Annotated in this window: 14 protein-coding genes; 12 read left to right on the top strand and 2 right to left on the bottom strand. The window is 42.7% G+C overall.

All coding sequences use genetic code 11. The features are described 5' to 3' along the window. The first annotated feature begins 140 nt into the window (after positions 1-140). The 5 genes from GUA46_RS05010 to GUA46_RS04990 all read left to right on the top strand — a co-directional run bounded on the left by GUA46_RS05010 (position 141) and on the right by GUA46_RS04990 (position 12,224). Positions 141-2,393, top strand: coding sequence for a S9 family peptidase (locus tag GUA46_RS05010; protein WP_176619576.1), 2,253 nt, complete (start codon positions 141-143; stop codon positions 2,391-2,393). Between the two features lie 56 nt (positions 2,394-2,449). Next, positions 2,450-5,497: a beta-L-arabinofuranosidase domain-containing protein gene (locus tag GUA46_RS05005; protein ID WP_176619575.1), complete on the top strand. Its 3,048-nt coding sequence runs from the start codon at positions 2,450-2,452 to the stop codon at positions 5,495-5,497. A 77-nt stretch (positions 5,498-5,574) separates the two neighbouring features. After that, the gene (locus tag GUA46_RS05000; protein ID WP_176619574.1) at positions 5,575-7,272 is read left to right on the top strand and encodes a DUF885 family protein; all 1,698 of its coding nucleotides are present in this window, start codon (positions 5,575-5,577) and stop codon (positions 7,270-7,272) included. 75 nt (positions 7,273-7,347) lie between these two features. Beyond that, positions 7,348-10,050: a DUF5695 domain-containing protein gene (locus tag GUA46_RS04995; protein WP_176619573.1), complete on the top strand. Its 2,703-nt coding sequence runs from the start codon at positions 7,348-7,350 to the stop codon at positions 10,048-10,050. Between the two features lie 62 nt (positions 10,051-10,112). Then, complete coding sequence (locus GUA46_RS04990; protein ID WP_218109513.1) at positions 10,113-12,224, top strand: family 43 glycosylhydrolase; 2,112 nt, start codon at positions 10,113-10,115, stop codon at positions 12,222-12,224. A 13-nt stretch (positions 12,225-12,237) separates the two neighbouring features. On the opposite strand, the gene GUA46_RS04985 is transcribed toward GUA46_RS04990, so the two are convergent. After that, on the bottom strand, positions 12,238-12,972 hold the full coding sequence (locus GUA46_RS04985) for an NUDIX hydrolase (RefSeq protein ID WP_417942536.1): 735 nt from the start codon (positions 12,970-12,972) through the stop codon (positions 12,238-12,240). A gap of 241 nt (positions 12,973-13,213) precedes the next feature. Here GUA46_RS04985 and GUA46_RS04980 point away from each other — a divergent pair, with 241 nt between their 5' ends. The 7 genes from GUA46_RS04980 to GUA46_RS04950 are packed head-to-tail and all read left to right on the top strand — an operon-like array spanning position 13,214 to position 23,483. Next, a complete protein-coding gene (locus GUA46_RS04980) occupies positions 13,214-14,755 on the top strand; it encodes an alpha-N-arabinofuranosidase (RefSeq protein WP_176619571.1) in 1,542 nt (513 codons plus the stop codon). Between the two features lie 6 nt (positions 14,756-14,761). Continuing rightward, complete coding sequence (locus tag GUA46_RS04975; RefSeq protein WP_176619570.1) at positions 14,762-16,738, top strand: glycoside hydrolase family 127 protein; 1,977 nt, start codon at positions 14,762-14,764, stop codon at positions 16,736-16,738. A gap of 4 nt (positions 16,739-16,742) precedes the next feature. Next, complete coding sequence (locus GUA46_RS04970) at positions 16,743-18,419, top strand: ribulokinase (protein ID WP_176619569.1); 1,677 nt, start codon at positions 16,743-16,745, stop codon at positions 18,417-18,419. A gap of 1 nt (position 18,420) precedes the next feature. Next, complete coding sequence (locus GUA46_RS04965) at positions 18,421-19,122, top strand: L-ribulose-5-phosphate 4-epimerase (RefSeq protein ID WP_108247088.1); 702 nt, start codon at positions 18,421-18,423, stop codon at positions 19,120-19,122. Between the two features lie 14 nt (positions 19,123-19,136). Further along, positions 19,137-20,642, top strand: a complete 1,506-nt coding sequence (araA, locus tag GUA46_RS04960; protein ID WP_176619568.1) for an L-arabinose isomerase — start codon at positions 19,137-19,139, stop codon at positions 20,640-20,642. Positions 20,643-20,668: 26 nt separating this feature from the next. Then, positions 20,669-21,853, top strand: a complete 1,185-nt coding sequence (locus GUA46_RS04955; protein ID WP_176619567.1) for an aldose epimerase family protein — start codon at positions 20,669-20,671, stop codon at positions 21,851-21,853. 10 nt (positions 21,854-21,863) lie between these two features. After that, on the top strand, positions 21,864-23,483 hold the full coding sequence (locus GUA46_RS04950; RefSeq protein WP_176619566.1) for a sodium:solute symporter: 1,620 nt from the start codon (positions 21,864-21,866) through the stop codon (positions 23,481-23,483). A gap of 50 nt (positions 23,484-23,533) precedes the next feature. Here GUA46_RS04950 and GUA46_RS04945 read toward each other — a convergent pair whose 3' ends face one another. Continuing rightward, entirely contained in the window at positions 23,534-24,841 is a 1,308-nt protein-coding gene (locus GUA46_RS04945) for a TolC family protein (protein ID WP_176619565.1), read from the bottom strand. Positions 24,842-24,843 lie beyond the last annotated feature (2 nt).

The following is a 24,843-nucleotide window of genomic DNA, read 5'->3' as shown; positions in this document are numbered from 1 at the left end:
TTGCATTTTGGAGGTTCTTAATCAATTAATCGCTTTTTTGCGCAGTAGTGAAGGCGTTAAGGGTAATATAGTATAAGTATCTGGTAATTTGAATCGATGTACAACCAGAGATTATCTATAGTTTTAGACTTATTTAAACTATGGAATCTTTTGTCAAAAAAATAAGTGTATTTTTTATACTTATAAACTTCGGTACATCATTAGCCCAAGGAACTTTAGCGGAATATAAAAAGGCGATTTCGCTGGATTCTTTGTTTCGGGACAAGGTCACAAACTCGCCTAAGAATTTTCATTGGCAAGAAAATAACCTACTATGGTATGTAAACAATACCCCGGAAGGAAAAGAATACTTATGGGTAAATCCCTCGGAGAAAACCCAAGAAAAATGTTTTGATCATGCTGTATTGGCCAAATTGTTGTCCGAGAAATTTGAGAAAGATATAGATGCCAATCACATAGACATCAGCGAACTGGAATTTGATGCCGATATGGCAGCGTTGAAATTTACTTTTGATGAAAAGATAGTTTCCTTTAATCCCAATCAGCAGGAATTAACAATTGTAGAGTCAAAAACTGAAGACCCAAAAAGAGATTGGGGCTATTGGGGCAGCAGGTTCGATGAGACCAATAATCCACCTGTGATGTCCCCCGATTCCACTATGTTGGCATATATCAAGAATCACAACCTTTATATCAAAAATACCTCGACAGATGAAGAAACCCGGTTGAGCTATGATGGCGCTCCGGGTTTTTTCTATTCCACCTACATAAAATGGGCACCGGATGGGGAAAAAATCATGGCATACAAGGTGCGTCCAGGAGATGAACGTAAAATATATTTTGTGGAATCCAGTCCAGGGGACCAGTTTCAGCCCAAATTGCAATCCAGGGATTATTTAAAGCCAGGAGATGAGCTCCCGTTCAAAAGCCCACAATTGTTTTTGGTTGGGAAAAAGAAACATATCCAAGTTCCTACCGATGAGTTTAGCCATCAATTTGGGTTGAATAATATAGAATGGAGAGAAGATAGCAGTGCCTTTACCTTTGAATATAATCAACGAGGTCACCAAGCTTACAAAGTAATAGCGGTTGATGCAAATACTGGAGCGGTAAAAGTGCTGGTAAATGAGGTCAGCAAAACCTTTATCGACTACAGCAGCAAAAAGTACAGGTACGATGTTGAGGATGGTAAGGAGATTATATGGACATCGGAAAGGGATGGGTGGAACCATATTTATTTGTATGATGGAGAAACGGGAAAAGTAAAAAAACAGCTTACCAAAGGAGAATGGGTAGTGCGAAATGTCATTCATGTGGATGAAGAGAATAGAGAGGTGTACTTTACGGCCAGTGGGATGGATAAAGGGCAGGACCCATACTTCCTTCATTACTTTAAAATAGATTTTGATGGTAGGAACTTGACCCGATTCACCAAAGAAAACGGGAACCATCAGCTTACTTTCTCGGAAGACTATGAATATTATGTAGATCAGTACTCTAGGGTGGATGCCCCGCCTGTAACACTTTTAAAATCTTCAAAAAATGCCAAGACCTTAATGCAGTTGCAAAAGGCCGACCATTCCGCATTATTGCAGGAGGGGTGGATAGCCCCCGAGGTTTTTACGTCCAAAGGCAGGGATGGTGTTACCGATATATGGGGAGTCATCATAAGACCGACTTCTTTTGACCCCAACAAAACATACCCTGTAATAGAATATATTTATGCAGGGCCACACAGTTCGTTTGTTCCCAAGGATTTTAGGTCGTACTACTGGTCCATGTCATCTTTAGCGGAACTGGGATTCATTGTGGTACAGATAGATGGTATGGGGACTTCCAACCGCTCAAAAGCCTTTCACGATGTATGCTGGAAGAACCTCAAAGATGGCGGTTTTCCCGATAGAAAAATTTGGATTCGCGAAGCCGCTAAAAAATATCCGTATATGGATGCTGAAAACGTGGGCATTTTCGGGACTTCGGCAGGTGGGCAAAACGCAGCTGCAGCATTGGTGTTCAATTCTGATTTTTATGATGTAGCCGTATCTTCCTGCGGGTGCCACGACAATAGAATGGATAAGATTTGGTGGAACGAGCAGTTTATGGGCTATCCCATAGGGCCACATTATGCCGAGTGCTCCAATGTTGAAAATGCAGGTCAAATGGGTGGTGATTTAATGTTGATACTGGGAGAAGTGGATGATAACGTAGATCCCGCCAGTACTATGCAATTCGCCAATGCATTGATCAAAGCCAATAAAGATTTTGAGTTGGTCACCATACCCGGCATGGGACATTCCTCCGGCGGGGAATTTGGTGAGAGGAAGCGTAAGGACTTTTTTGTAAAACATTTGATGGATGTCGACCCGCCCTCATGGGAGGAAATCTACAATTAGAAAAACAACAACAGTAAACCATTGGTTAGTAAAATTATAGGAGTAAACGAGTTATTATGAATGTAAGTAAGTTTTTTGTCGGTGCAGTATTTTTTCTATTCACTGCCCAAATGAGTTTGGTGCACGCGCAGAGTGGTAACCAGATTTTGGATGGAATTGGGGAGACCGGAATGATTGCCAGATATATTTTTGATGGAGATGCCAAAGATTGGTCCAGGAATAATTTGCACGCAAGGGCTTACGGCGAAGTGGATTTTAAAGATGACGAGCAATTTAAAAAAGTACTTTCACTCCCAGGTGACGGTAAATCCTATATTTCCATTCCGGGTGAATCTGTGCAAAACGAGGAATCCATCAGCATTGCAACCTGGGTGAATTTTCAGTCGAAGGAACTGGGACAGCTTCTTTTTGATTTTGGAAAAGATGATAGGACACATTTTTTTGTCGCTCCATTCGGAATCAAAGAACAGGAAGGGTTCCAAGCCCAGGTCATATTGGATGGCAAATCAGGATATGAGGTGCTTTCCCCAGATGTGGAAATTGAAACGAATCAATGGGTCCATCTAGCACTTGTCTTTGATGTTCCATCAAAATCCATAAGTGTTTTTGTCAATGGACAGGAAGCAGGAAAGACTGAAAATGTTGAAATGGAATTGGAGGATTTGTTCACTCATGAGAATTTACTCTATTTAGGAAAACCGATTGTGTCGGGAAATCCTTACCTCAAAGCAAAGATTTACGATTTTAGGTTGTATAGGATTCCTTTGAGTGAAAAGCAGGTTTCAAGGATTCGATATATTGCTCTCAAAGGTGGGGATGCTGTGGTAAGACGGGAAAAACCTGAAGACAACCTGCCAAAATTCTCTTCTGATGTACCTCAATTATACAATGAGTTCCTGACCGGCGTGTCCGATGTTGAGGTAGAAACGGAACTGGGCTATTTGCCCAGATTGCCGCGCCATGTCAAAGGAACATATCGTGATGGAGTCAAAGGGCCGGAGGTCAGGGTTCTATGGCCTTCACCGATAGATAACAGCGAGGTGACCAAAGCGGGAAGTTATGTGGTCACCGGCAGGGTTCCGGGGACGGATTTTAAGCCCAAGGCAAAAATTAGTGTAAAGGCAAAACAGGATGTGAAAACGCCTGACATGAAACTGGAAGTGTTTGGATTGAATCAAGTAAGATTGGATTCGGATACTGATGGTCAACAAACAAAGTTTATAGAAAATAGGGATAAGTTCATCAACACATTGGCAGCGACCAACCCGGACTCATTTTTGTACATGTTCCGGAATGCCTTTGGACAAGAACAGCCGGAAGGAGCTGAACCATTGGGCGTGTGGGATAGCCAAGAAACAAAGTTAAGAGGTCACGCCACGGGCCATTATTTAACAGCCATCGCCCAGGCGTATGCAAGTACTGGTTACGATGAGGAACTGCAGGCCAATTTTGCCAATAAAATGGATTATATGGTAGAAGTGCTCTACAAACTGTCTCAAATGTCCGGTAAGCCTACCAAGGTTGGTGGAGAGCATGAATCGGACCCGACTAAAGTTCCCCACGGCCCAGGAAAATCCACCTACGATTCGGATTTGAGCGAAAATGGTATTCGAACGGATTATTGGAACTGGGGAAAAGGGTTTATAAGTGCCTATCCGCCGGACCAGTTCATCATGTTGGAAAATGGTGCATCCTACGGTACGCAGCCAACTCAAGTTTGGGCACCATATTACACTCTACACAAAATATTGGCAGGCTTAATGGATATCTACGAGGTAAGTGGAAACAAGAAAGCTTTGGAAGTGGCCAAGGGAATGGGAGATTGGGTGTATGCCCGATTGAGCTTATTGCCAACGGATACATTGATCAGTATGTGGAACAGCTACATTGCCGGGGAATTCGGTGGGATGAACGAGGCCATGGCCCGATTGGATAGGATTACCGATGAACCGAGATACCTTAAGGTCGCACAACTGTTTGACAACATCAAAATGTTTTTTGGAGATGCGGAGCATTCCCACGGATTGGCCAAAAATGTCGATTCCTTCCGAGGGTTGCATGCCAACCAGCATATACCACAGATCATGGGGGCGCTTGAAATCTATCGCGATTCCGAATCTCCGGAGTACTATCGCGTAGCCGAAAATTTCTGGTACAAGGCCAAGCATGATTATATGTATAGCATTGGGGGCGTGGCTGGAGCAAGGAATCCCACAAATGCGGAATGTTTCATCGGCCAGCCTGCTACCTTGTACGAAAATGGTTTTTCTGCGGGAGGGCAGAATGAAACCTGTGCTACCTACAATATGCTAAAGCTGACTAAGAACTTATTCTTGTTCGACCAGCGGACGGAGCTCATGGATTATTATGAGCGTGGACTATACAACCATATTTTGGCATCGGTAGCAGAGGACAGCCCGGCAAACACCTACCATGTGCCATTGCGGCCAGGTTCCGTCAAAAGATTTGGAAATGCGGATATGACAGGATTTACCTGTTGTAATGGTACGGCCTTGGAAAGTAGCACTAAGCTTCAAAACTCCATTTATTTTAAGAACAAGGACAATAGCGCACTATATGTAAACCTTTTTGTGCCCTCAACCTTGGAGTGGACAGAGAAGAATATTGCCATAGAGCAAAAAACGGATTTTCCTAAAGCGGATAACACCCAGTTAATAATTAAAGGCGAAGGAAAATTTGATTTGAACATACGTGTTCCACAGTGGGCGACCAAAGGATTTTATGTAAAAGTGAATGGTAAAGAGCAGAAGATAAAAGCAGAACCCGGTTCCTACATGACCCTGAACCGTAAATGGAACAATGGTGATGTCATTGATGTTCAAATGCCATTTCAATTCCATTTGGACCCAGTAATGGACCAACAAAACATTGCAAGCCTTTTTTATGGACCGGTACTTTTGGTGGCCCAAGAACCCGAACCACGAAACGATTGGAGAAAGATAACATTGAATGCCAAGAATATAGGCAGTACTATTGAAGGAAACCCAAAAACATTGGAATTTACCATTGATGGAGTTGTTTTTAAACCATTCTATGAAACATACGGCCGCCATTCGGTGTATATGGATGTTACATTGGAATAATAGGGGAAGCCATCAAAATTTAGAAAAACCAATCATTACCTTTAGGAGGATAAAGTAAGAAACTAAACTCGAACAAAATGGATTTAAAAAGAATAGGAATCATAGCTGTAGCGTTGGTCAGTTCGTGCACTTTCGCGCAGAACAGCAAAATGGCTGATATCGTTACCGAATTTGAAGCGGATAACTGGGCCTTGAACCGGACTTATATCGTTCAAGAGTCCGAAGAGTACTATCAGCGGTTTTCCACATTTTATAATGACTGGAACAAAAAGTTGTCTGCTGTTGATTTCAACGCTCTGTCACAACAAGGAAAAGTAGATTACGTACTGTTGAAGAACTTGGTGAATAAAGGAGAGTATTTTTTAAATCAGGAATATGATGCATTTAAGGAAGTTTCCGAAGTAAGCTCTTTTGCAAAAGATATTTTTCCGTTCATAAAAAATCGTAGAAGAGGCAAAAAGCCCGAATCAAAAGAGTTGGCACAAATATTTCAAGATGCCTCGCAATCCGTTGATTCTGAAATGGAGTCATGGAAAGCCAAGCCATTTAAGGATTGGCAAACTGCTGATAAAGCTTCCCAACTTATCGTTTCGTTCCAAAAGGGATTGGAAGAGGCTTATAATTTTTACTACGGATATGACCCTGATTTCACGTGGTGGGTAGAAAAACCTTATAACAAATTAAATGAAAAGTTGACTGCTTACGCCGAGTTCCTAAAGGAAAATTATTTGGAAGGAAGCGTTAAGGATGATGGAAGCGGCATCATTGGAAAGCCTATAGGAGAAGAAGCACTCAAGGAGAGCCTTGCCTTGGAATTTATTCCTTACACACCCGATGAACTAATTAAAACAGCGGAAGCACAATTTGAATGGTGCAAAAATGAAATGATTAAAGCGTCTCGGGAATTGGGATATGGCGATGATTGGAAAAAGGCATTGGAGCATGTAAAGAATACCTACGTTCCTGCAGGAGAGCAGCCACAGGCCATTATGGATCTGTACTCCCACTCTGTGGATTTTATAGAGGAAAGGGATTTGATTACATTGCCAGAACTTGCCAAGGAAACCTGGGGCATGAAAATGATGAGCCCAGAAAGACAAAAGGTCAGTCCGTTCTTTTTAGGGGGAAGGGATATCATCATCTCATACCCGACCATGGAAATGGATCACGATGACAAATTGATGAGCATGCGGGGGAACAATCCCAATTTTTCATTTCCCACCGTCCAGCACGAATTGCTTCCAGGCCATAATCTACAGTATTTTATGACGAGCAGGAACAAAAGTTACAGAAGACCTTTTTCCACACCTTTTTGGACTGAAGGGTGGGCCCTCTACTGGGAAATTATTCTTTGGAACAAGGATTTTCCCCAGACCCCAGAGCAAAAACTAGGCATGTTATTTTGGAGAATCCATAGATGCGCTCGGATTATTTTCTCTCTCAAGTTCCATTTAGGAGAAATGACCCCACAAGAGTGCATAGACCTTTTGGTTGATGAAGTGGGTCACGAATATGCCAATGCGGAAGCAGAGGTGAGACGTTCGTTTACCACCAATTATCCCCCATTGTACCAACTGGCATACATGATGGGAGGTCTTCAGTTCTACGCTCTAAGAAATGAAATGTTGGACAAAGGATGGACGGAGAAGCAGTTCCACAATCAGGTGATGAAAGAAGGTAGAATGCCGGTTGAGGTATTGCGTGCTCTGTTGCAAGATCTTCCCTTGAACAAAAATTATAAAACAAAGTGGAAATTTTCCACAGCCTTCAAATAGATAATCACAACATATTTCTATAAGCAAGGGAGTTTTGATGTGATCACGGCTCCCTTAAACCAAACTATCACTATAATGAAGCAGATAAAGTATTGGGTGGTCTCGGCATTTTGCATGGCCTCTTTTTCGACTATAATAGCACAGAACACCTATTGGAGTAGGGTGGAGAAAAGGGAATCTACTTTGGGTGTGGCCGATGTCTATCAAAAATTTGATACCCCTGACTTTAAGTTAAAATTGGTTAGGGCTTCACAAACTATTGCCGCATTGAGCCCCAATAGCGACCCTTATTTTGACTTTACTCCCGGCGACCGCTTGGAAATAAGGGACAAGGACAGTCTTTATCACTTGGGAGACATCAACCTACGTATAAAAGAGGCAAACGGAATTTGGAAAAGCTATTCCACGGCCACCACTAGAGCAAAAGTAGAGCCATTGGAAACCAACGGAAATGTTTTGGCAGCTGCCGACTTGGCCAATACCTTGCCAACTGATATACCAGTTACCATCAAAAGGTACTACGAATTGGACAATGACCAATTGGTCATGCGTTTTGAAATTACCAATAAACAAGACAAACCATTGGAAATAGGAGCATTGGGAGTTCCAATGGTGTTTAATAACATTCTTGAAGGCAAGTCCTTGGTGGAAACCCATGCCCAAAACGTCTTTTTTGACCCCTATATTGGTAAAGATGCAGGGTATCTTGAGGTAAAAAGGTTGAGCGGGAGAGGTCCGGCCCTATTGGTGCTGCCCAAAGAGAATATGCCTTTTGAGGCTTATCGACCATTATTGGACGATCCTACTCCCAAAAGCATCGTCTTTGAAGGGTTTCACGAGTGGATGGCATATAGCAAAGCATATTCCGAAAACGAATGGAAAGGAGTGGAGCAATGGAACGAACCAACTTCGCTTGTTCTTCAACCAAACGAAACCAAAAACTTTGCCTTAAAATTTGTACTTACCGAAGGAATCAAGAATATACAAGAGACACTTGTCAAGGAAAAACACCCTGTTGCGGTCGGCGTTCCAGGTTACGTATTGCCGCAAGATATTGAAGGGCAATTGTTCATCGATTATAACCAAAGAGTTGCTTCCATAACGGTTGAACCTAGCGGAGCATTGGAAATTAAAGAAAATGGCACTACTGCCTTGGGAAAGAAAAAATACCATGTCCAAGGAAAAAAATGGGGCAGGGCCAGACTTACCATCACCTATACTGATGATACGGAACAGACCATCAACTATAAAATCATTAAACCGGAGACTGAGGTTATTGAAGATTTTGGACATTTTTTAACTACGGAACAATGGTTCGACGACCCCAATGACCCATTCGGACGAAATCCATCACCAATAAGCTATGATTACGAGAAAAAGGAAAAGGTAGTTCAAGATGGTAGGGTTTGGATAAGTGGATTGAGCGATGAAGGTGGAGCAGGTAGTTGGTTGGCAGCTGTTATGAAGCAATTGGTTCAACCCGACAAGGAGGAAATCCAGAAGTTGCAAGGTTTTGTGGATGAAACACTGTGGGGAGGAATCCAGTATAATGAAGGTCCTAATAAGTACGGAGTCAAAAAGAGTTTGTTTTATTACGAACCCGACTCTTTGCCCAAAGGCACGTATAATGATAAAATCAATTACGATACTTGGGCGGCATGGGACCACAAGCATGCGAACGACCCCGGAAGGTCCTACAACTATCCCCATGTAGCGGCCGCATATTGGGTAATGTACCGCTTGTCTCGTTACTACAAAGGTTTGGTGGATAACAGGTCTTGGGATTGGTATTTGCAAAATGCCTATCACACCAGCGTAGCCATGGTGGAACAGGCACCGTATTATGCCCAGTTCGGACAAATGGAGGGTTCGGTGTTCTTATTTATTTTGGAAGACCTGAAGCGCGAAGGGCTAACCGAAATGGCCTCGGATTTGGAAGCAAGAATGAAAGAGCGAGCAGACCATTGGCGAGCATTGGATTACCCTTTTGGCAGCGAAATGCCATGGGATTCCACTGGACAAGAGGAAGTGTATATGTGGTCCAGTTATTTTGGATATGACCGAAAGGCCTATGTTACACTTAGTGCCATTTTGGCCTATATGCCAACAATGCCTCATTGGGGCTACAATGGTAACGCCAGAAGATATTGGGACTTTTTGTACGGTGGAAAAGCAGGTGAAACTTCACGTGTGGAACGCCAAATTCATCATTATGGTTCTTCATTGAACGCCATTCCCGTTTTGAATCATTACCGAAAAAAACCAGAAGATCTGTACCTGTTGAAAGTGGGTTACGGAGGTTTGTTGGGAGGAATTTCCAATATTACACAAGATGGTTTTGGACCGGCCGCGTTCCATTCATATCCTTCAACTTTAAAAATCGACGGTATTTCCGGTGATTATGGCTCCGGGTTTTATGGCTACGCTGTAAATACATCATCCTACCTTACCAAGGATGATGATATGGGATGGTTGGCCTTTGGGGGTAATCTATCCCAAAAAGGATCTGTTGTGGAATTGGAACCGACCACGGCTTCAAGGTCTAGAGTGTTCATAGCGCCTGAGAAGCTTTGGCTAACCTTGGATGCAGGTTCGTTTAAAAAAGTGGTCTACAACAGCAAAACTGGAGATGTAACCCTGACTTTGGATAGCAAAAGCACACATGTTCCTTATGCTTATTTGCGTGTGGAGGGCATGGATGTTGATTTGCCGTATAAAAAGGTCAGAGGGGCGTATCAAATCGAATTGGGGAAGAAAGAAATAGAAGTCAAACTATAAATCCACAAGGGTGATTGTTGCCAATTGTGAAGGATAGGGTATTGTACATATTACTTTTTGTTATGGTCTTAGGCAATGTCTTTGGTCAAAGAAAGAAAGGTCAATTGCCTGTTGGGAAGGTAGACCCTATTCTTCCAGGTTATTTTGCTGACCCTACAATCAAAAAATTTGGGGATACATACTATATCTACGCTACCACCGACAATGAAATGTTGGCCTCAGGAGTACCCACGGTATGGTACAGCAAAGATTTTGAGCATTGGTACAACCATACTATGGAAGTTCCCTCATTGGAATCCGTCAACCTTAGAAATTTTTGGGCACCAGACATTATTGAAGGGAGTGATGGCAGGTTTTACCTATATTTTGGTAATTGCCAAGCAGGCTGCAATATTTATGGATATGTATCCAGTTCCCCAGTAGGTCCTTGGGAAAAATTGAACGAAGATGATACTCCAGTGATTGCCCACAATTATCCCAAGGAAGGATTTCCATCATTGGATGCACAGTTTTTTACCGACGATGATGGTAAAATCTATGTGTATTGGGGCACGTGGGTACATTATAACGGAGGCTATGCCGTGGGAGAGTTGGATAGTGAAAGTATGTCAAAAATCAAAAACCCGAAGAACATACCCTTGGAACAGACCCCTGAACCTTTTGAAGCTGCTTACCTGATGAAGAAAGGGGACAAATACATTTTGATATACTCTGGAGGCTCCTGTCACGACGAAACCTATAATGTGAGATACTCCTATTCGGATAGTCCCTATGGACCATTTACACCGGGAGCAAACAATCCCATACTTAGTTCCAATGATAATGAAACGGTACACGGCCCAGGGCATCATTCTGTTTTGGAGGAGGACGGGAGTTACTATATTGTTTATCACAAACACGATTATCCAATGACAAGAGGCGGTTTATCCCGCCAAGTAAGTGTGGATGAACTTATTTTTGAAAATGATTCCACCATACAACAAGTAGTGCCTGGAAGTAAAAGGCTGGGAAAATCAATAAAATCGAATGTTCCGCCCAACCTAGCATTGAATGCCAAGGTGTCCACATCTTCATTTTATCAATTGGAGTCACATGAATACGAGTATGCATACCGACCATCATTTGCCACGGATGGTTACAATGCGACCATGTGGAAAGCAGGAGATAATTCTTTTCCACAAAGCCTGACCATCGATTTGGGTAAGCCTACCCATGTAAAAAGAATAATGACACAATTTGAGTTCGCTGGATACTATTACCAATACAAATTGGAATATTCATTTGATGGGAAGAGTTGGGAGGTTTTTGCGGACCGTTCGAAGAACAGGATTGCAGGCAGTCCAATGATAGATGATTCCGATGTGATTGCTCAATATATCAAACTTACAGTTTTGGATACCGAAAAAACAGGCTTATTGGCAGCAGTTTGGAACATTAAAGTATTTGGCTCCCTTTTCGATGAGCCTTTGGATATTGAGGGTAGACCTTCAAAACAAGGCCTTGTGGCAAAAAGTTCCCATCAAAAAATTGTAAGTATCAATGCTCAAGAAGTCCTTGCCAAAAACAGCCGGGATAACTTGGCCAACAAAGGAAGTATTGGTGGAATTTTTGAGAAAAAGGGAGAAGTGTCAATATATCAAGAAGACGGTGTTGCTGCATTTGATTTTAAAAAAGGAGCACTGGTACTTGACCAACCCGTTCCAAAAAGTTTGCAATGGAATGGAGCATTTACGGTGGCCACATGGGTGAAAAACCCGGAAATATCAGCTGAGGGCGAGTGCTTGTTGTCGTGGTGCGACCGTTTTAAGTTCAATTTGGCAAACTCCTATAATGCGCTGCATTACAACAGTGGCAATTATGGGGCTGTGGCACATTTGGATGCCCATTTTGATATGAAGTTCAATAACCTTCCCCCAGCTAACCAATGGCATCATATCGTGCTGACTTTTGATGGGGTAGTTGAAAAAATGTATGTCAACGGAAAACTGGACAATTCCCAGATAATGGTATTGGCCTCACAAATTGAAAATGCCAAAATACGGATAGGAGCTTCGGATATAGGCGAGAACTTTTCGGGTTATATGGCATCTTTGCAGATGTACGATTATGCTTTGAACAAAATGGATATTCAAAAGCTAATGGAAAAAACAAAACCTTCTGAAAGTAAAAACTAATAGCTGTGGAGAATCAGATTTTAAAGATAAATCCGTCTTCCTCCACTTTTTTCTCATATTTGTCCTTGTCAAAAACGTATAGATAGGCGCCTTTCCGAGATACGCTCATATCTTTTTCGTCCAGTTTTATAAGCACATCCAAAGAATTTATCTTGTTGATAAAGTTTCGCTTGTCCAACTTCTTGTCCAAAATGGATTCGTACAGGTTTTGTAGCTGTCGCATGGTGAATTTTTCTGGGAGTAGTTCAAAGCCGATAGGTTTGCTCAAGGCACGTCTTTTTAATCGAGCTTTGGCCTTCTGAATCATTTCGTTGTGATCAAAAATCAAGTTTGGAGCTTCTTTTACATCGAACCAATGTGCAGAATCAATCTGAATTCCGTCAAAACGATGACTGTCCACATCAATTAGGGCAAAATAGGCAACAGAAATAGTTCGCTGCCCCGGATCTCTATCAATCTTGCTGTATGTATGTATTTGTTCAAGATAAATGTCGTTCAAACCGGTTAAGGTTTCCAAAACTCTCACAGCTGCCTCATCAAGGTTTTCATTTTTTTTGAGGAATCCCCCGATCAAAGACCATTTGCCCTTTTCCGGTTCAAAATTTCTTTTGATCAGTAAAATTTTCAGGTTTTCTTTGTCAAACCCAAAGATGATACAATCGACTGCTAGTAAAACCTGATCTTCTTTTTGATAATAATTGAGATGCATGTTCAGGTTTTCTGGCGCCTCCAAGTTTTCTTCAAACATTTCTTCACGTATAAATTCCGATTGCTAAAATATAAACATTTCTGAATACTGGTCTTTTGGGAACTTTTTTCGATTGAAACATCATTTTTCTTGTTTTAACCAAAAAACTTTCGTTATTTTAAAAATGTAAATACAACACTTGTAAAAAAATACCCCTCTAATTTGCTTTTTTTAGAAAGCACATTAGGTGAGAATTTTGTTGTTTTTGACATGAAACTAAAACAAATCAAACCAAATGCACATGAAAATTTTAAGGTACACCACCATTACGGCCGCCTTGTTTTTAATTACTTTTTCCAATGCACAAGACCCAATTAAGATCAGTGTTCAGGAAGATGCGGAAGCACCCATAGTCAGTAAACATATTTATGGCCATTTTGCAGAACATCTTGGGCGTTGTATTTATGAAGGACTATATGTTGGGGAAGAAAACAAAATCATTCCCAATACCGAGGGAGTTCGAAATGATATCATAGCGGCCTTAAAGGAGCTTGATATACCCAATTTAAGATGGCCGGGAGGCTGTTTTGCTGACACCTATCACTGGAAGGACGGTGTAGGTCCCAAAGAAAATCGACCAACCATTGTAAACCGTTGGTGGGGCGGGACCACAGAGGATAATAGTTTTGGGACCCATAACTTTTTAAATCTTTGCGAAGTGCTCGAAGCAGAGCCCTATCTCTCAGCGAACGTGGGTAGTGGAACCGTGCAGGAGTTGATTGACTGGGTGCAGTATACCAATCATGACGGTATAAGCCCAATGGCCGATTGGCGCCGTGAAAATGGAAGGGAAGAACCTTGGAAGGTCAAATATTGGGGTGTGGGTAACGAAACATGGGGTTGTGGCGGAAACATGACCGCAGAGTACTATGCAGATATCTATCGTCAGTATGCCACCTTTATGCCAGGTTGGTCCGGGGAGACCGAGGTATATAGGATTGCCTCTGGAGCATCGGAAGATGATTACCATTGGACCGAAACCTTGATGAAAAATGTTCCTCACGAACTGATGGAGGCCGTAGCGCTGCACGATTATGCTGTGTTCGATTGGAACGATAAAGGCCCATCTATCAACTTTGATGAAGAGATATATTTTAAAACGATGGAACAGGCGCTTAACATGGAAGAATATGTGGCCAAGCATATCGAAATCATGGATAAGTACGACCCTGAAGGTAAGGTAGACCTTTTTGTCGACGAATGGGGAGGGTGGTACGATGCCGAACCAGAAGTGGCAAACGGGGTGCTTTTCCAACAGAATACCATCCGTGATGTGATGATTGCAGGCACAGTGCTCAATACATTTAACAATCATGCACGAAGGGTCAAAATGGCCAACTTGGCGCAAATGGTCAATGTGCTACAGGCAGTGATACTCACCGATGAAGAGAAAATGATCAAAACGCCTACCTACCATGTCATGCACATGTACAAAGTGCACCATGATGCAAAACTGTTGCCAACCAAAGTCGAAGATAATATGGAGTATAGAGGACTTCCGGTAGTATCCGTATCTGCGTCAAAGGATGAAGCAGGGAAGGTCCATATTTCTTTGGTAAACATTGACCCAGAAAAGAATGTTGAGGTAGAGGTGGACATTTCCACATTGGATATCAAAAAGATTGAAGGAAATATTTTGACATCGGAAAAGCTTCAAGATCATAATTCCTTTGACAATCCCGAAAAGGTGACTCCGAAAGAATTTAAAGATTCCAAATTGAAAAAAGGGAAAATTTCTATCGCCATCCCCGCACATTCACTTATAGTCTTACAAGGAAGTTAAGAGAACATGAAAAAAAATTTATTTACGCTGGCAGGTCTTCTTTTGTTGACCATATCCTGCAAGGAAGATTCCAAAAATCAGGCAAGTAATGAAAACATGGCTGGTGAGTCACCGGACTATCCCATTGAGTCTGTGAACATACAGAATGTAAAGCTGAAGGATGAGTTTTGGTTGCCTATCATACAGCGAGTCCAGGAAAAAACGATAGAATATGCTTTGGCCAAATGCCAAGAAGAAGGTCGTTTTGACAATTTTCTGATTGCAGGGGGAGAAATGGAAGGGGAGGTAAAAGGTGCCATGCCTTTTGATGATACCGATGTCTATAAAATTATTGAGGGAGCCTCCAATTCCCTAATCAGTGCTCCAAACCCAAAACTGGAAACTTTGGTGGATTCTTTGATATCGATTATTAAAGTAGGACAGGAAGCAGATGGTTATTTGACAACTTGGAGGACTATCAACCCAGGAAAGCCCCCTGCACCGTGGGTGGAGGTAAAAGAAGGAAAGCGTTGGGACGGTCTTTTTATGAGCCATGAACTTTACAATGCAGGCCATTTATACGAAGCTGCGGCCGTTCATTACAAGGCAACGGGAAAAAGAAATTTCTTGGATATTGCTATCAAAAATGCAGACTTAATGGTAGAGACTTTTGGTGATGGCAAAGGAAAAATTGCTGCTGTCCCTGGGCACCAGATTATCGAAACAGGGCTCATCAAACTGTATCGGATTACCGGGAAAGAGGATTATCTAAAACTTTCCAAATACTTTTTGGACAACAGGGGAAATCCCGACAATCATGAGCTTTTTGGATGGTATTCTCAAGACCATGTGCCAGTTGTTGAGCAGAAAGAGGTAGTGGGACATGCTGTTAGGGCTGTGTACATGTACGCGGGTATGACCGACATCGCAGCCATTGAGAAAGATACAGCATACCTAAAAGCCGTAGAAATCCTTTGGACTAATATGGTAAACAAAAAAATGTATATCACAGGTGGAATTGGAGCAGAACATGATGGCGAACAATTTGGAGACAATTATGAACTCCCAAACTTAACGGCGTATAGTGAAACATGTGCAGCTATTGGTAGTGTATATTGGAACCATAGGTTACATAACCTCACGGGGGATGTAAAATACTTTGATGTTATTGAAAGGACATTGTACAACGGGTTGATCTCTGGATTGTCACTGGATGGGCAAGAGTTTTTTTATCCCAATGCCTTGGAATCGGATGGGGTTTACAAATTTAACCGTGGAGCATGTACCCGTCAATCTTGGTTCGATTGCTCTTGCTGCCCTACCAATGTGATTCGTTTTATTCCTGCCATGCCAGGGCTAATCTATTCCAAAACGGGCAATACCCTTTATACGAATCTATATGCGAGCAATGAGGCAAAGGTGGAATTGCAGAATCAAGACATAAGGGTCACTCAAGACACATCGTACCCATGGGACGGGAAAGTTAAATTCACTGTAGAACCAGAGATGGAAGGAGAATTTACCATAAAGTTCAGGATACCTAGCTGGTCCAGGAATACCGTTTTACCTGGAGATTTGTATCAATATGTTTCCAAAGATGAAGCAAGCAATAAGCTCAGTTTAAATGGGGAGGAGATTGATATGGTCGCCGATAATGGCTACTTCACGCTGACCAGAACATGGAAATCTGGTGATCAGGTGGAATTGGAGTTCCCAATGTCCGTAAGAAAAGTGAAGGCCAATCCAGAAGTTGAAGAAGACCTGGGGAAAATGTCCCTTGAGTATGGTCCTATAGTTTATGCGGTAGAGGAGATTGACAATAAAAACACTTTTGATGATATCCGAGTCACTCCCAATGAAGAATACAAGGTGGAGATGCAGCCCGAATTATTGGGAGGCGTCAAAACCATATCAAATGAGAAGTTAACCGCCATACCCTATTACTCATGGTCCAATCGTGGTATTGGTAAAATGAAGGTGTGGTTGCCAACGGAAGAAAAATAAAATAATGAAAAAATATGTAATAGGACTCGATTATGGTTCCGACTCAGTAAGAGCGGTACTGATTGATTCCCAAAACGGAGCAGAACTGGCTTCCGAAGTATTCTGGTACCCTAGGTGGAAAGCACAAAAATACTGTGACCCCGCCATCAACCAGTTTAGGCAACATCCTTTGGATCATATCGAGGGATTGGAGCATACCGTAACCTCCGTGATGAAACAAGGCGAGGTGTCCCCAGAAACTGTAAAAGGAATCTGTATAGATACCACAGGTTCCTCGCCAATGCCAGTGACTCAAGACGGTACAGCATTGGCCTGCACGGAAGGTTTTAAAGAAAATCCAAACGCCATGATGGTACTTTGGAAGGATCATACCGCGGTTAAAGAAGCCAACGAAATCAATGATTTGGCCAGAAGCTGGGGCGGAGAAGATTATACCAAATATGAAGGAGGAATCTATTCTTCCGAATGGTTCTGGGCCAAAATTCTGCATGTGGCCAGAGAAGATAAAAGCGTAGTTGATGCTACCCATACTTGGATGGAGCATTGCGATTTCATCACCTATCTCTTGGCGGATGAAAAAGATCTAAAGGCATTTAGAAGAAGCCGATGTGCTGCAGGGCATAAAGCTATGTGGCACGAGAGCTGGGGCGGACTTCCTGACAAGGAATTCTTATCCAAACTGGACCCATATTTAGCATCACTTCGTGATAATCTGTATGAAGAAACCTTTACGTCAAACGAAATCGCAGGTCATCTAAATGAAGAATGGGCAGGCAAATTGGGCTTAACAACAGAAACAGTGATTGCCGTAGGAACTTTTGATGCCCATGCAGGCGCGGTAGGAGCCAAAGTAGACCATCATGCACTGGTAAGGGTAATGGGAACATCCACTTGTGACATTATGGTATCTTCCAACGAAGCAGTAGGTGATAAAACCGTCAAGGGAATCTGTGGACAGGTCGATGGTTCCGTAATCCCTGGTATGGTTGGTCTGGAAGCAGGTCAATCCGCTTTTGGTGATGTATTGGCATGGTTCAAGGACGTATTGCAATGGCCGATGGATAACTTGGTTTTAAACTCCAAAGCACTATCAGAAGAACAAAAAGCAGACCTTAAAGTTGAGGTCGAATCAAGGTTCATAAGGCTTTTGGCGGAACAAGCCGAGGCAATCCCGTTGTCAGAATCCGTGCCAATCGCATTGGACTGGGTGAACGGGCGAAGAACCCCGGATGCCAATCAAGAATTAAAAAGTGCCATTTCCGGAATATCGCTGGGTACGAAGGCCCCCCATATTTTTAAATCCTTGGTCAATGCCATTTGTTTCGGGGCCAAAATGATTGTGGACCGTTTTGAAGAAGAGGGGGTAAAAATAGAGACCGTTATCGGCATTGGAGGAGTGGCCAGAAAATCACCATTCATCATGCAGACTTTGGCCAATGTGCTCAATATGCCCATTAAAGTGGCCGAATCGGACCAGGCACCCGCACTGGGAGCCGCTATTTATGCAGCAGTTGCCGCTGGGATCTATGATAATGTCATTGAGGCCAGTAAGGTAATGGGAAGTGACTTTGAAGCAGAATATTTTCCGCAAGCGTCCCAAGTGGAGGTATATGCCCAGTTGTTGGAAGCGTATAAACAGCTTGGAAACTTTGTGGAAGAACAAACGAACAAAAACACATAAGATGAGCTCTAAATACAAATTGCTGAAAGAAGAATGCTACGAAGCAAACATGGAACTCAATGCCTTGGGACTTGTTATATATACCTTCGGTAATGTGAGTGCTGTGGACAGGGAAAATGCTGTTTTTGGCATCAAGCCCAGTGGTATTCCCTATGAGACATTAAAACCAGAGGATATCGTTATCATGGATTACGATAATAATGTGGTAGAGGGCAACATGAGACCGTCGTCCGACACCAAAACACACAGCTATCTATATAAAAACTGGGAGAATATAGGGGGAGTGGCCCATACCCACGCCATGTATTCCGTTTCATGGGCACAGGCCCAAAGGGATATTCCCATTTTTGGGACCACGCATGCGGACCACCTTACCCAGGATATTCCCTGTGCGCCGCCGATGGCAGATGAACTTATCGAAGGGAACTACGAGCACAATACGGGAATCCAAATTTTGGACTGCTTTAAGGAGAGGAGTTTGGACTATAATGAGGTTGAAATGGTTTTGATCGGAAACCACGGCCCTTTCGCTTGGGGCAAGAATGCTGCCAAAGCGGTATACAATACCAAAGTGTTGGAAACGGTTGCCCAAATGGCGTATTTGACTTTGCAGATCAATCCTCAGGCAACAAGATTAAAAGATTCTCTCATAAAAAAACACTACGAGCGTAAACACGGTAAAAATGCGTACTACGGTCAATAAATAAACTTTAATAAATGAAAATATCCCAAAAAGAAATCTGGTTTGTAACAGGAAGTCAACATTTGTATGGACCAGAGACTTTAAAACAAGTGGCCAGCAATTCCAAAGCAATAGTGGATGGATTGAATGCAGAAGGAAAACTACCCGTCACCTTGGTTTTTAAACCGATTGTTACCACGCCTCATGAAATAACGACAGTATGTCGCGAAGCCAGTAACGAACCATCCTGTATTGGGGTGGTAACGTGGATGCATACCTTTTCACCAGCAAAAATGTGGATTGCAGGACTTTCCATTTTAAGCAAACCACTTTGCCATCTGCATACACAGTTCAATGCAGAAATCCCTTGGGATAGTATTGATATGGACTTTATGAACTTGAACCAATCGGCTCATGGCGACCGCGAATTTGGTTTTATGATGTCCAGAATGCGCAAGAACCGTAAAGTGGTGGTAGGCCATTGGAAAGATGAGCGAGTTCAACAAAAATTGGCCATTTGGGCGCGAGTTGCTTTGGGAGTTGATGAATTGCAACATATGAAAGTGGCCCGTATTGGCGATAATATGCGCGAAGTTGCCGTTACCGAGGGAGATAAAGTTGCGGCCCAAATGCGTTTTGGCGTTGCGGTAAATGGATACGATTCATCAGACATTACCAATATTATTGATGGATTGGAACAAAAGGCCGTTGATCAACTGATTGAAGAGTATGAATCGAGCTATAATCTGTCCGAATCGCTTCAAAAGAATGGAGCACAAAGACAGTCTTTGATAGATTCAGCCAGAATAGAATTGGGACTCAGAACCTTTTTGGACGAAGGTGGTTTTAAAGCCTTTACCGATACTTTTGAGAATCTGGGCGTTCTAAAACAGCTGCCAGGTCTCGCCGTCCAGCGTTTAATGGCCGATGGATACGGTTTTGGAGGCGAAGGTGATTGGAAAACGGCAGCCTTGACCAGAACCATGAAGGTGATGGCCGAAGGCTTAGAGGGGGGAACATCCTTTATGGAGGATTACACCTATCACTTTACACCTCAAAAAGACTATGTTTTGGGGTCGCACATGTTGGAAATATGTCCGTCCATTGCCAGCGCAAAACCATCGTGTGAAGTACATCCGTTAGGGATTGGCGGTAAGGAAGACCCTGTTAGGTTGGTCTTCGACTCTCCCGCAGGTGATGCATTGAATGCTTCATTGATAGATATGGGCAACAGGTTCCGTTTGATCGTGAACGAAGTGGAAGCAGTGGCTCCCATGGCCGATTTGCCAAAATTACCAGTGGCACGGGTACTTTGGGATGCGAAACCAAACTTGGATATTGCCGCAACCGCTTGGATTCATGCTGGAGGAGCGCACCACACGGTATATACACAAGCATTGACCACAGAATATATGGAAGATTTTGCCGATATTTTCGGAATAGAACTTTTGGTAATAGATTCGGATACGAAACTAAGGACATTCAAAGACCAACTGCATGCAAACGAGGCATACTATCACATGTTTCAACATGGAATGTAGTCAATAACTAATATAAATTTGTAACCATGAGGATAACCAAACCAGTTATATTGTACGGTATTTTACTTATGAGCCTTATCAATATAGCTTGTAAGCAAAACAAAAAAGAAAACCAATCAGAAATGGAGATTGAAACCACAGCAAACCAACCGAATCCCATCGAGGAAACCACCTTTGGTACAATGCCCGATGGTACGGAAATAAAGAAATTCACCTTGAAAAATGAAGCGGGAACAGAAGTGGATGTCATTACCTACGGGGGTATCATTACTCGTTGGACAGCTCCTGATAGAAATGGATCTTATGATGATATTGTATTGGGTTTTGACAACCTAGATCAATATCTGGAAGGAAACCCATATTTTGGGGCGCTCATTGGTAGGTACGGTAACCGTATCGCTGAAGGAAAATTTTCTTTGGACGGGGAAAGCTATACCTTGGCAACCAACGATGGGGACAACCATCTTCACGGTGGAGAAAAAGGTTTTGATAAAGTGGTATGGAACGCCGAACCCAAAACTACCGATGAAGGAGCAACCTTGGAACTTACCTATACCAGTAAAGATGGCGAAGAAGGCTATCCGGGTAAATTGGATGTAAAGGTTACCTATATCCTTACTGATGATAACGCCCTTGACATCCAATATGAGGCCGTTACCGATAAGTCAACCGTAGTAAACTTAACGCAGCACAGTTATTTTAATCTTTCAGGACAACTTTCCAAACCAGTTTTGGACCATAATATTTATTTGAATGCCGATACCTACTTGCCCGTTGATGGAGGTTTGATTCCGACTGGAGAATTAAGGAAAGTAGCGGGAACGCCTTTCGATTTCACGGAGCCCAAACTCATTGGTAAGGAGATAGAGGCCGAAAACGAGCAATTGGGACTTGGTGGCGGTTATGATCATTGTTGGGTGCTTAATGAGGGTAAGGACAACTTTCGTTTGGCCGCCTCGGCATATCACGAAAAAACGGGACGTTTTATGGAAGTATACACCAACGAGCCCGCGATTCAGTTTTATAGCGGAAACTTTTTGGATGGAACCTTGCCTGCAAAAGCAGGGGGTACTTATGTCAAGCGTTCAGGCTTCTGTTTGGAAACCCAACACTATCCAGATAGTCCCAACCAGTCAGATTTTCCATCGGTTAGGCTGAATCCTGGTGAAAAATATACTTCGAGGACCATGTATAAATTATCAACCAAATAAAATAACTGCCATGCAGACATTGGATACGTTTGATTGGGTAGCCATATCCATATACTTTTTAATTCTTCTGGGAATTGCACTATGGGTAATTCGGAAAAAGGAGAACAATACCGAAGACTATTTTTTGGCTGGTAGAAATGTAGGATGGTTCGTTGTCGGAGCGTCTATTTTTGCCTCGAACATAGGGTCGGAACACGTTGTGGGATTGGCAGGAGCTGGTGCCGGGGACCGTTTGCCCATGCTGATTTATGAGATTCAGGCCTGGGTCGTTTTAATCTTAGGTTGGGTATTTTTACCGTTTTATGCACGGGCAGGAGTTTTTACAATGCCCGAATTTTTGGAAAAGCGATTTGATGCCAGGGCAAGATGGATTCTTTCCGTATTTTCTATCGTAGCATACGTTCTTACCAAGATTTCTGTGACAATTTATGCAGGTGGTGTGGTCGTTTCTGCACTCTTGGGGATAGATTTTTGGACAGGAGCCATTGCTACTGTGGTACTAACGGGAATTTATACCGTACTTGGAGGAATGCGTGCAGTAGTTTACACGGAGACCTTACAGGCTGTGATTCTAGTAATCGGAGCAGCGGCACTTACATTTATTGGATTGAACCACGTAGGTGGATGGGAGAGTATGAAACAGACCGTTACCCCGGAATACCTTAATATGTGGAGAGCGGCCTCCGATCCGGACTTTCCTTGGCCACCCTTGTTGATAGCAAGTACCATAACGGGAATTTGGTATTGGTGTACAGACCAGTATATAGTGCAACGTGCATTGACGGCAAAGAACATAAAAGAGGGTAGGAGAGGAACCATTTTCGGGGCTTTATTGAAGTTGCTGCCCGTGTTCCTATTCTTGATTCCAGGTGTAATTGCTTTGACCTTAAAAATGAGAGGGGAATTGAACTGGGACAGCCCGGACCAAGCATTTCCTGTATTGATGAGCAACTTATTGCCATCCGGACTTAGAGGACTGGTGGCCGCAGGTCTTTTGGCTGCATTGATGAGTTCCTTGGCCTCGGTTTTTAATTCGTGTTCCACACTCTTTACAGTGGATATCTATAAAAAGTTACGTCCCGATGCGCCAGAAAAGAAATTGGTGCGTACAGGACAGATTGCAACGGTGATTGTGGTAATTATAGGAATCATCTGGATTCCAATTATGGCCAATATATCTGGAGTGCTTTATGAATACCTGCAAAGTGTCCAGTCTTATATAGCACCTCCGATTACAGCAGTATTCCTATTGGGTATTTTTCATAAACGAATCAATGCGCAAGGGGCATTCGTGACCATGGTGGTCGGATTTATCGTGGGAGCGCTTCGTATTGTGTTGGAGTTGGTGAAGGGTTCCTTGAACCCTGATAGTTTCTGGTTCTTGTTGGGTGATATGAACTTTCTGTCCTTTGCTTCATGGTTCTTCTTGTTCTGTATTATCCTGATTTTGGTCGTGAGCTATGCTACGGCGCCGCCATCAGAAGAAAAGCTCAAGAACCTTACCTATGCCACTATTTCGGAAGAGGAAAGAAAGCAGAACAAAAACAGTTACAATTGGAAAGATATAGCCATTTCCATCGTTATTATAGCCATTGTGGCCTATGTGATGATATGGTTCAATGGAAAATAAATGCTTTGGAAAGTATGTAATTTGAAAAGGGGCGCCAATGGCGTCCCTTTTTATATCTGTAGGCTTCCGGCCAATTGTTTTAGGATAATCTCCGAAACCTTTGCCTGGTACTTGGCGTTGCTATTTCTAACCTTGGCATTGATGTAGTTAAGTTGAGCGGTTCGGAACTCAATTGTAGGGATAATACCAATACGGTACTTCTCGACGGTGATGTCAAGGTTTTCCTTGGCGATGGATTCGTTTTTTTCCTCCAGTTCCATTAAACTTATATTGGTTAGATAGGTTTGGTAGGTGCTGTTTACCATAGAAGTTAAGCTCTGTTCCTGTTCGGCAATCGCTATTTCGGCATTCTCCAACGCAATTTTCCCGATTTTTTCGTTCCTGTTCTGATTGAATCCGTCAAACAAGTTTAAAGAGGCCCCAAAACCATAGTTGAAGCCATTGGATTGTGAACGCGTGCTAAATCCAAGCTCCGAGGTGGAATTTCCGATGTTGTAACCCGTGGTCACATATATTGAAGGATACCGCGAAGCCTTAATTTGTTTAAGCTGCAATTCACTTATCCGTTTGCTTATTTTTTCGGCCTGCAACTGAGGGTTCTCTTCAACCACCTGATTTTCCAATTCTTCAAGATTGAGCTGCTGGTCAACAAAAATTTCTGGAATGACCTTAAAATCGATTTTTAGATCGCGGGCCAATTGTTCGTTCAGTTGGATTTTTGTGTTTTTGTGGAGTTCCTGCTGACGTTGCATTTGGGTTTTATCCGTATTCAAATCTACCTGGGCGTTCAACACCTCTAACTTGGAGGCTTTGCCTATGGTAAAACGGTTCTGTGCCAGTTCCACCCGTTGTTCGGATATCAATAGGGTGCTGTCCAAGGCGGAAAGTTGCTGTTGCTGTTGCACCAAATCGTAGTAGGTAGTCATTACATCGCCCACTTTTCCCAAAATAGCTTGTTTTAGTTCAGCTTCTCCTAGTTTTTGGGTTTCCTCTAACTGTTCGTAGTTGGCAAACATCCGTAAACCATCGAAAATGGTCCATTCCAGGGCAACTCCGTAGTTCAGGTTGCTGTTCTTGGCATTATCTCGTTCTACTTCCGTTCCATCTACCCGTGTTTGCGATAGGTTTTGAACACTATTGTTGTCCACTACGCTAGCAGTAACTTGTGGCAGCATACCTGCCTGACCTGGACTCACGCCAACTTCATCCATACGAAGGTCGTTTTTGGCGGTCTTTATTTGGTAGTTGTTCTCTAGCGCAATCTTTACGGCTTCTTCAACGGTAAGCACTTCTTGAGCGTTAGAGTAAAGTGCTGTGGCTAATATTAGTAAGAACAGTAGGTAATTTTTAAAATCCATAA

The organism is Flagellimonas chongwuensis (assembly GCF_013376415.1).
GTDB classification, from domain to species: Bacteria; Bacteroidota; Bacteroidia; order Flavobacteriales; family Flavobacteriaceae; genus Flagellimonas; species Flagellimonas chongwuensis.
The sequence above is the reverse complement of the archived record's forward strand: the minus strand, read 5'-3'. Positions and strand labels throughout refer to the sequence as shown.

Excerpts from the sequence above, each read along its gene's own strand:
- GUA46_RS05010 (WP_176619576.1), top strand. The coding sequence starts at position 141 with ATGGAATCTTTTGTCAAAAAAATAAGTGTATTTTTTATACTTATAAAC.
- GUA46_RS05005 (WP_176619575.1), top strand. The coding sequence starts at position 2,450 with ATGAATGTAAGTAAGTTTTTTGTCGGTGCAGTATTTTTTCTATTCACT.
- GUA46_RS05000 (WP_176619574.1), top strand. The coding sequence starts at position 5,575 with ATGGATTTAAAAAGAATAGGAATCATAGCTGTAGCGTTGGTCAGTTCG.
- GUA46_RS04995 (WP_176619573.1), top strand. The coding sequence starts at position 7,348 with ATGAAGCAGATAAAGTATTGGGTGGTCTCGGCATTTTGCATGGCCTCT.
- GUA46_RS04990 (WP_218109513.1), top strand. The coding sequence starts at position 10,113 with ATGGTCTTAGGCAATGTCTTTGGTCAAAGAAAGAAAGGTCAATTGCCT.
- GUA46_RS04985 (WP_417942536.1), bottom strand. The coding sequence starts at position 12,972 with ATGTTTGAAGAAAACTTGGAGGCGCCAGAAAACCTGAACATGCATCTC.
- GUA46_RS04980 (WP_176619571.1), top strand. The coding sequence starts at position 13,214 with ATGAAAATTTTAAGGTACACCACCATTACGGCCGCCTTGTTTTTAATT.
- GUA46_RS04975 (WP_176619570.1), top strand. The coding sequence starts at position 14,762 with ATGAAAAAAAATTTATTTACGCTGGCAGGTCTTCTTTTGTTGACCATA.
- GUA46_RS04970 (WP_176619569.1), top strand. The coding sequence starts at position 16,743 with ATGAAAAAATATGTAATAGGACTCGATTATGGTTCCGACTCAGTAAGA.
- GUA46_RS04965 (WP_108247088.1), top strand. The coding sequence starts at position 18,421 with ATGAGCTCTAAATACAAATTGCTGAAAGAAGAATGCTACGAAGCAAAC.
- araA (WP_176619568.1), top strand. The coding sequence starts at position 19,137 with ATGAAAATATCCCAAAAAGAAATCTGGTTTGTAACAGGAAGTCAACAT.
- GUA46_RS04955 (WP_176619567.1), top strand. The coding sequence starts at position 20,669 with ATGAGGATAACCAAACCAGTTATATTGTACGGTATTTTACTTATGAGC.
- GUA46_RS04950 (WP_176619566.1), top strand. The coding sequence starts at position 21,864 with ATGCAGACATTGGATACGTTTGATTGGGTAGCCATATCCATATACTTT.
- GUA46_RS04945 (WP_176619565.1), bottom strand. The coding sequence starts at position 24,841 with ATGGATTTTAAAAATTACCTACTGTTCTTACTAATATTAGCCACAGCA.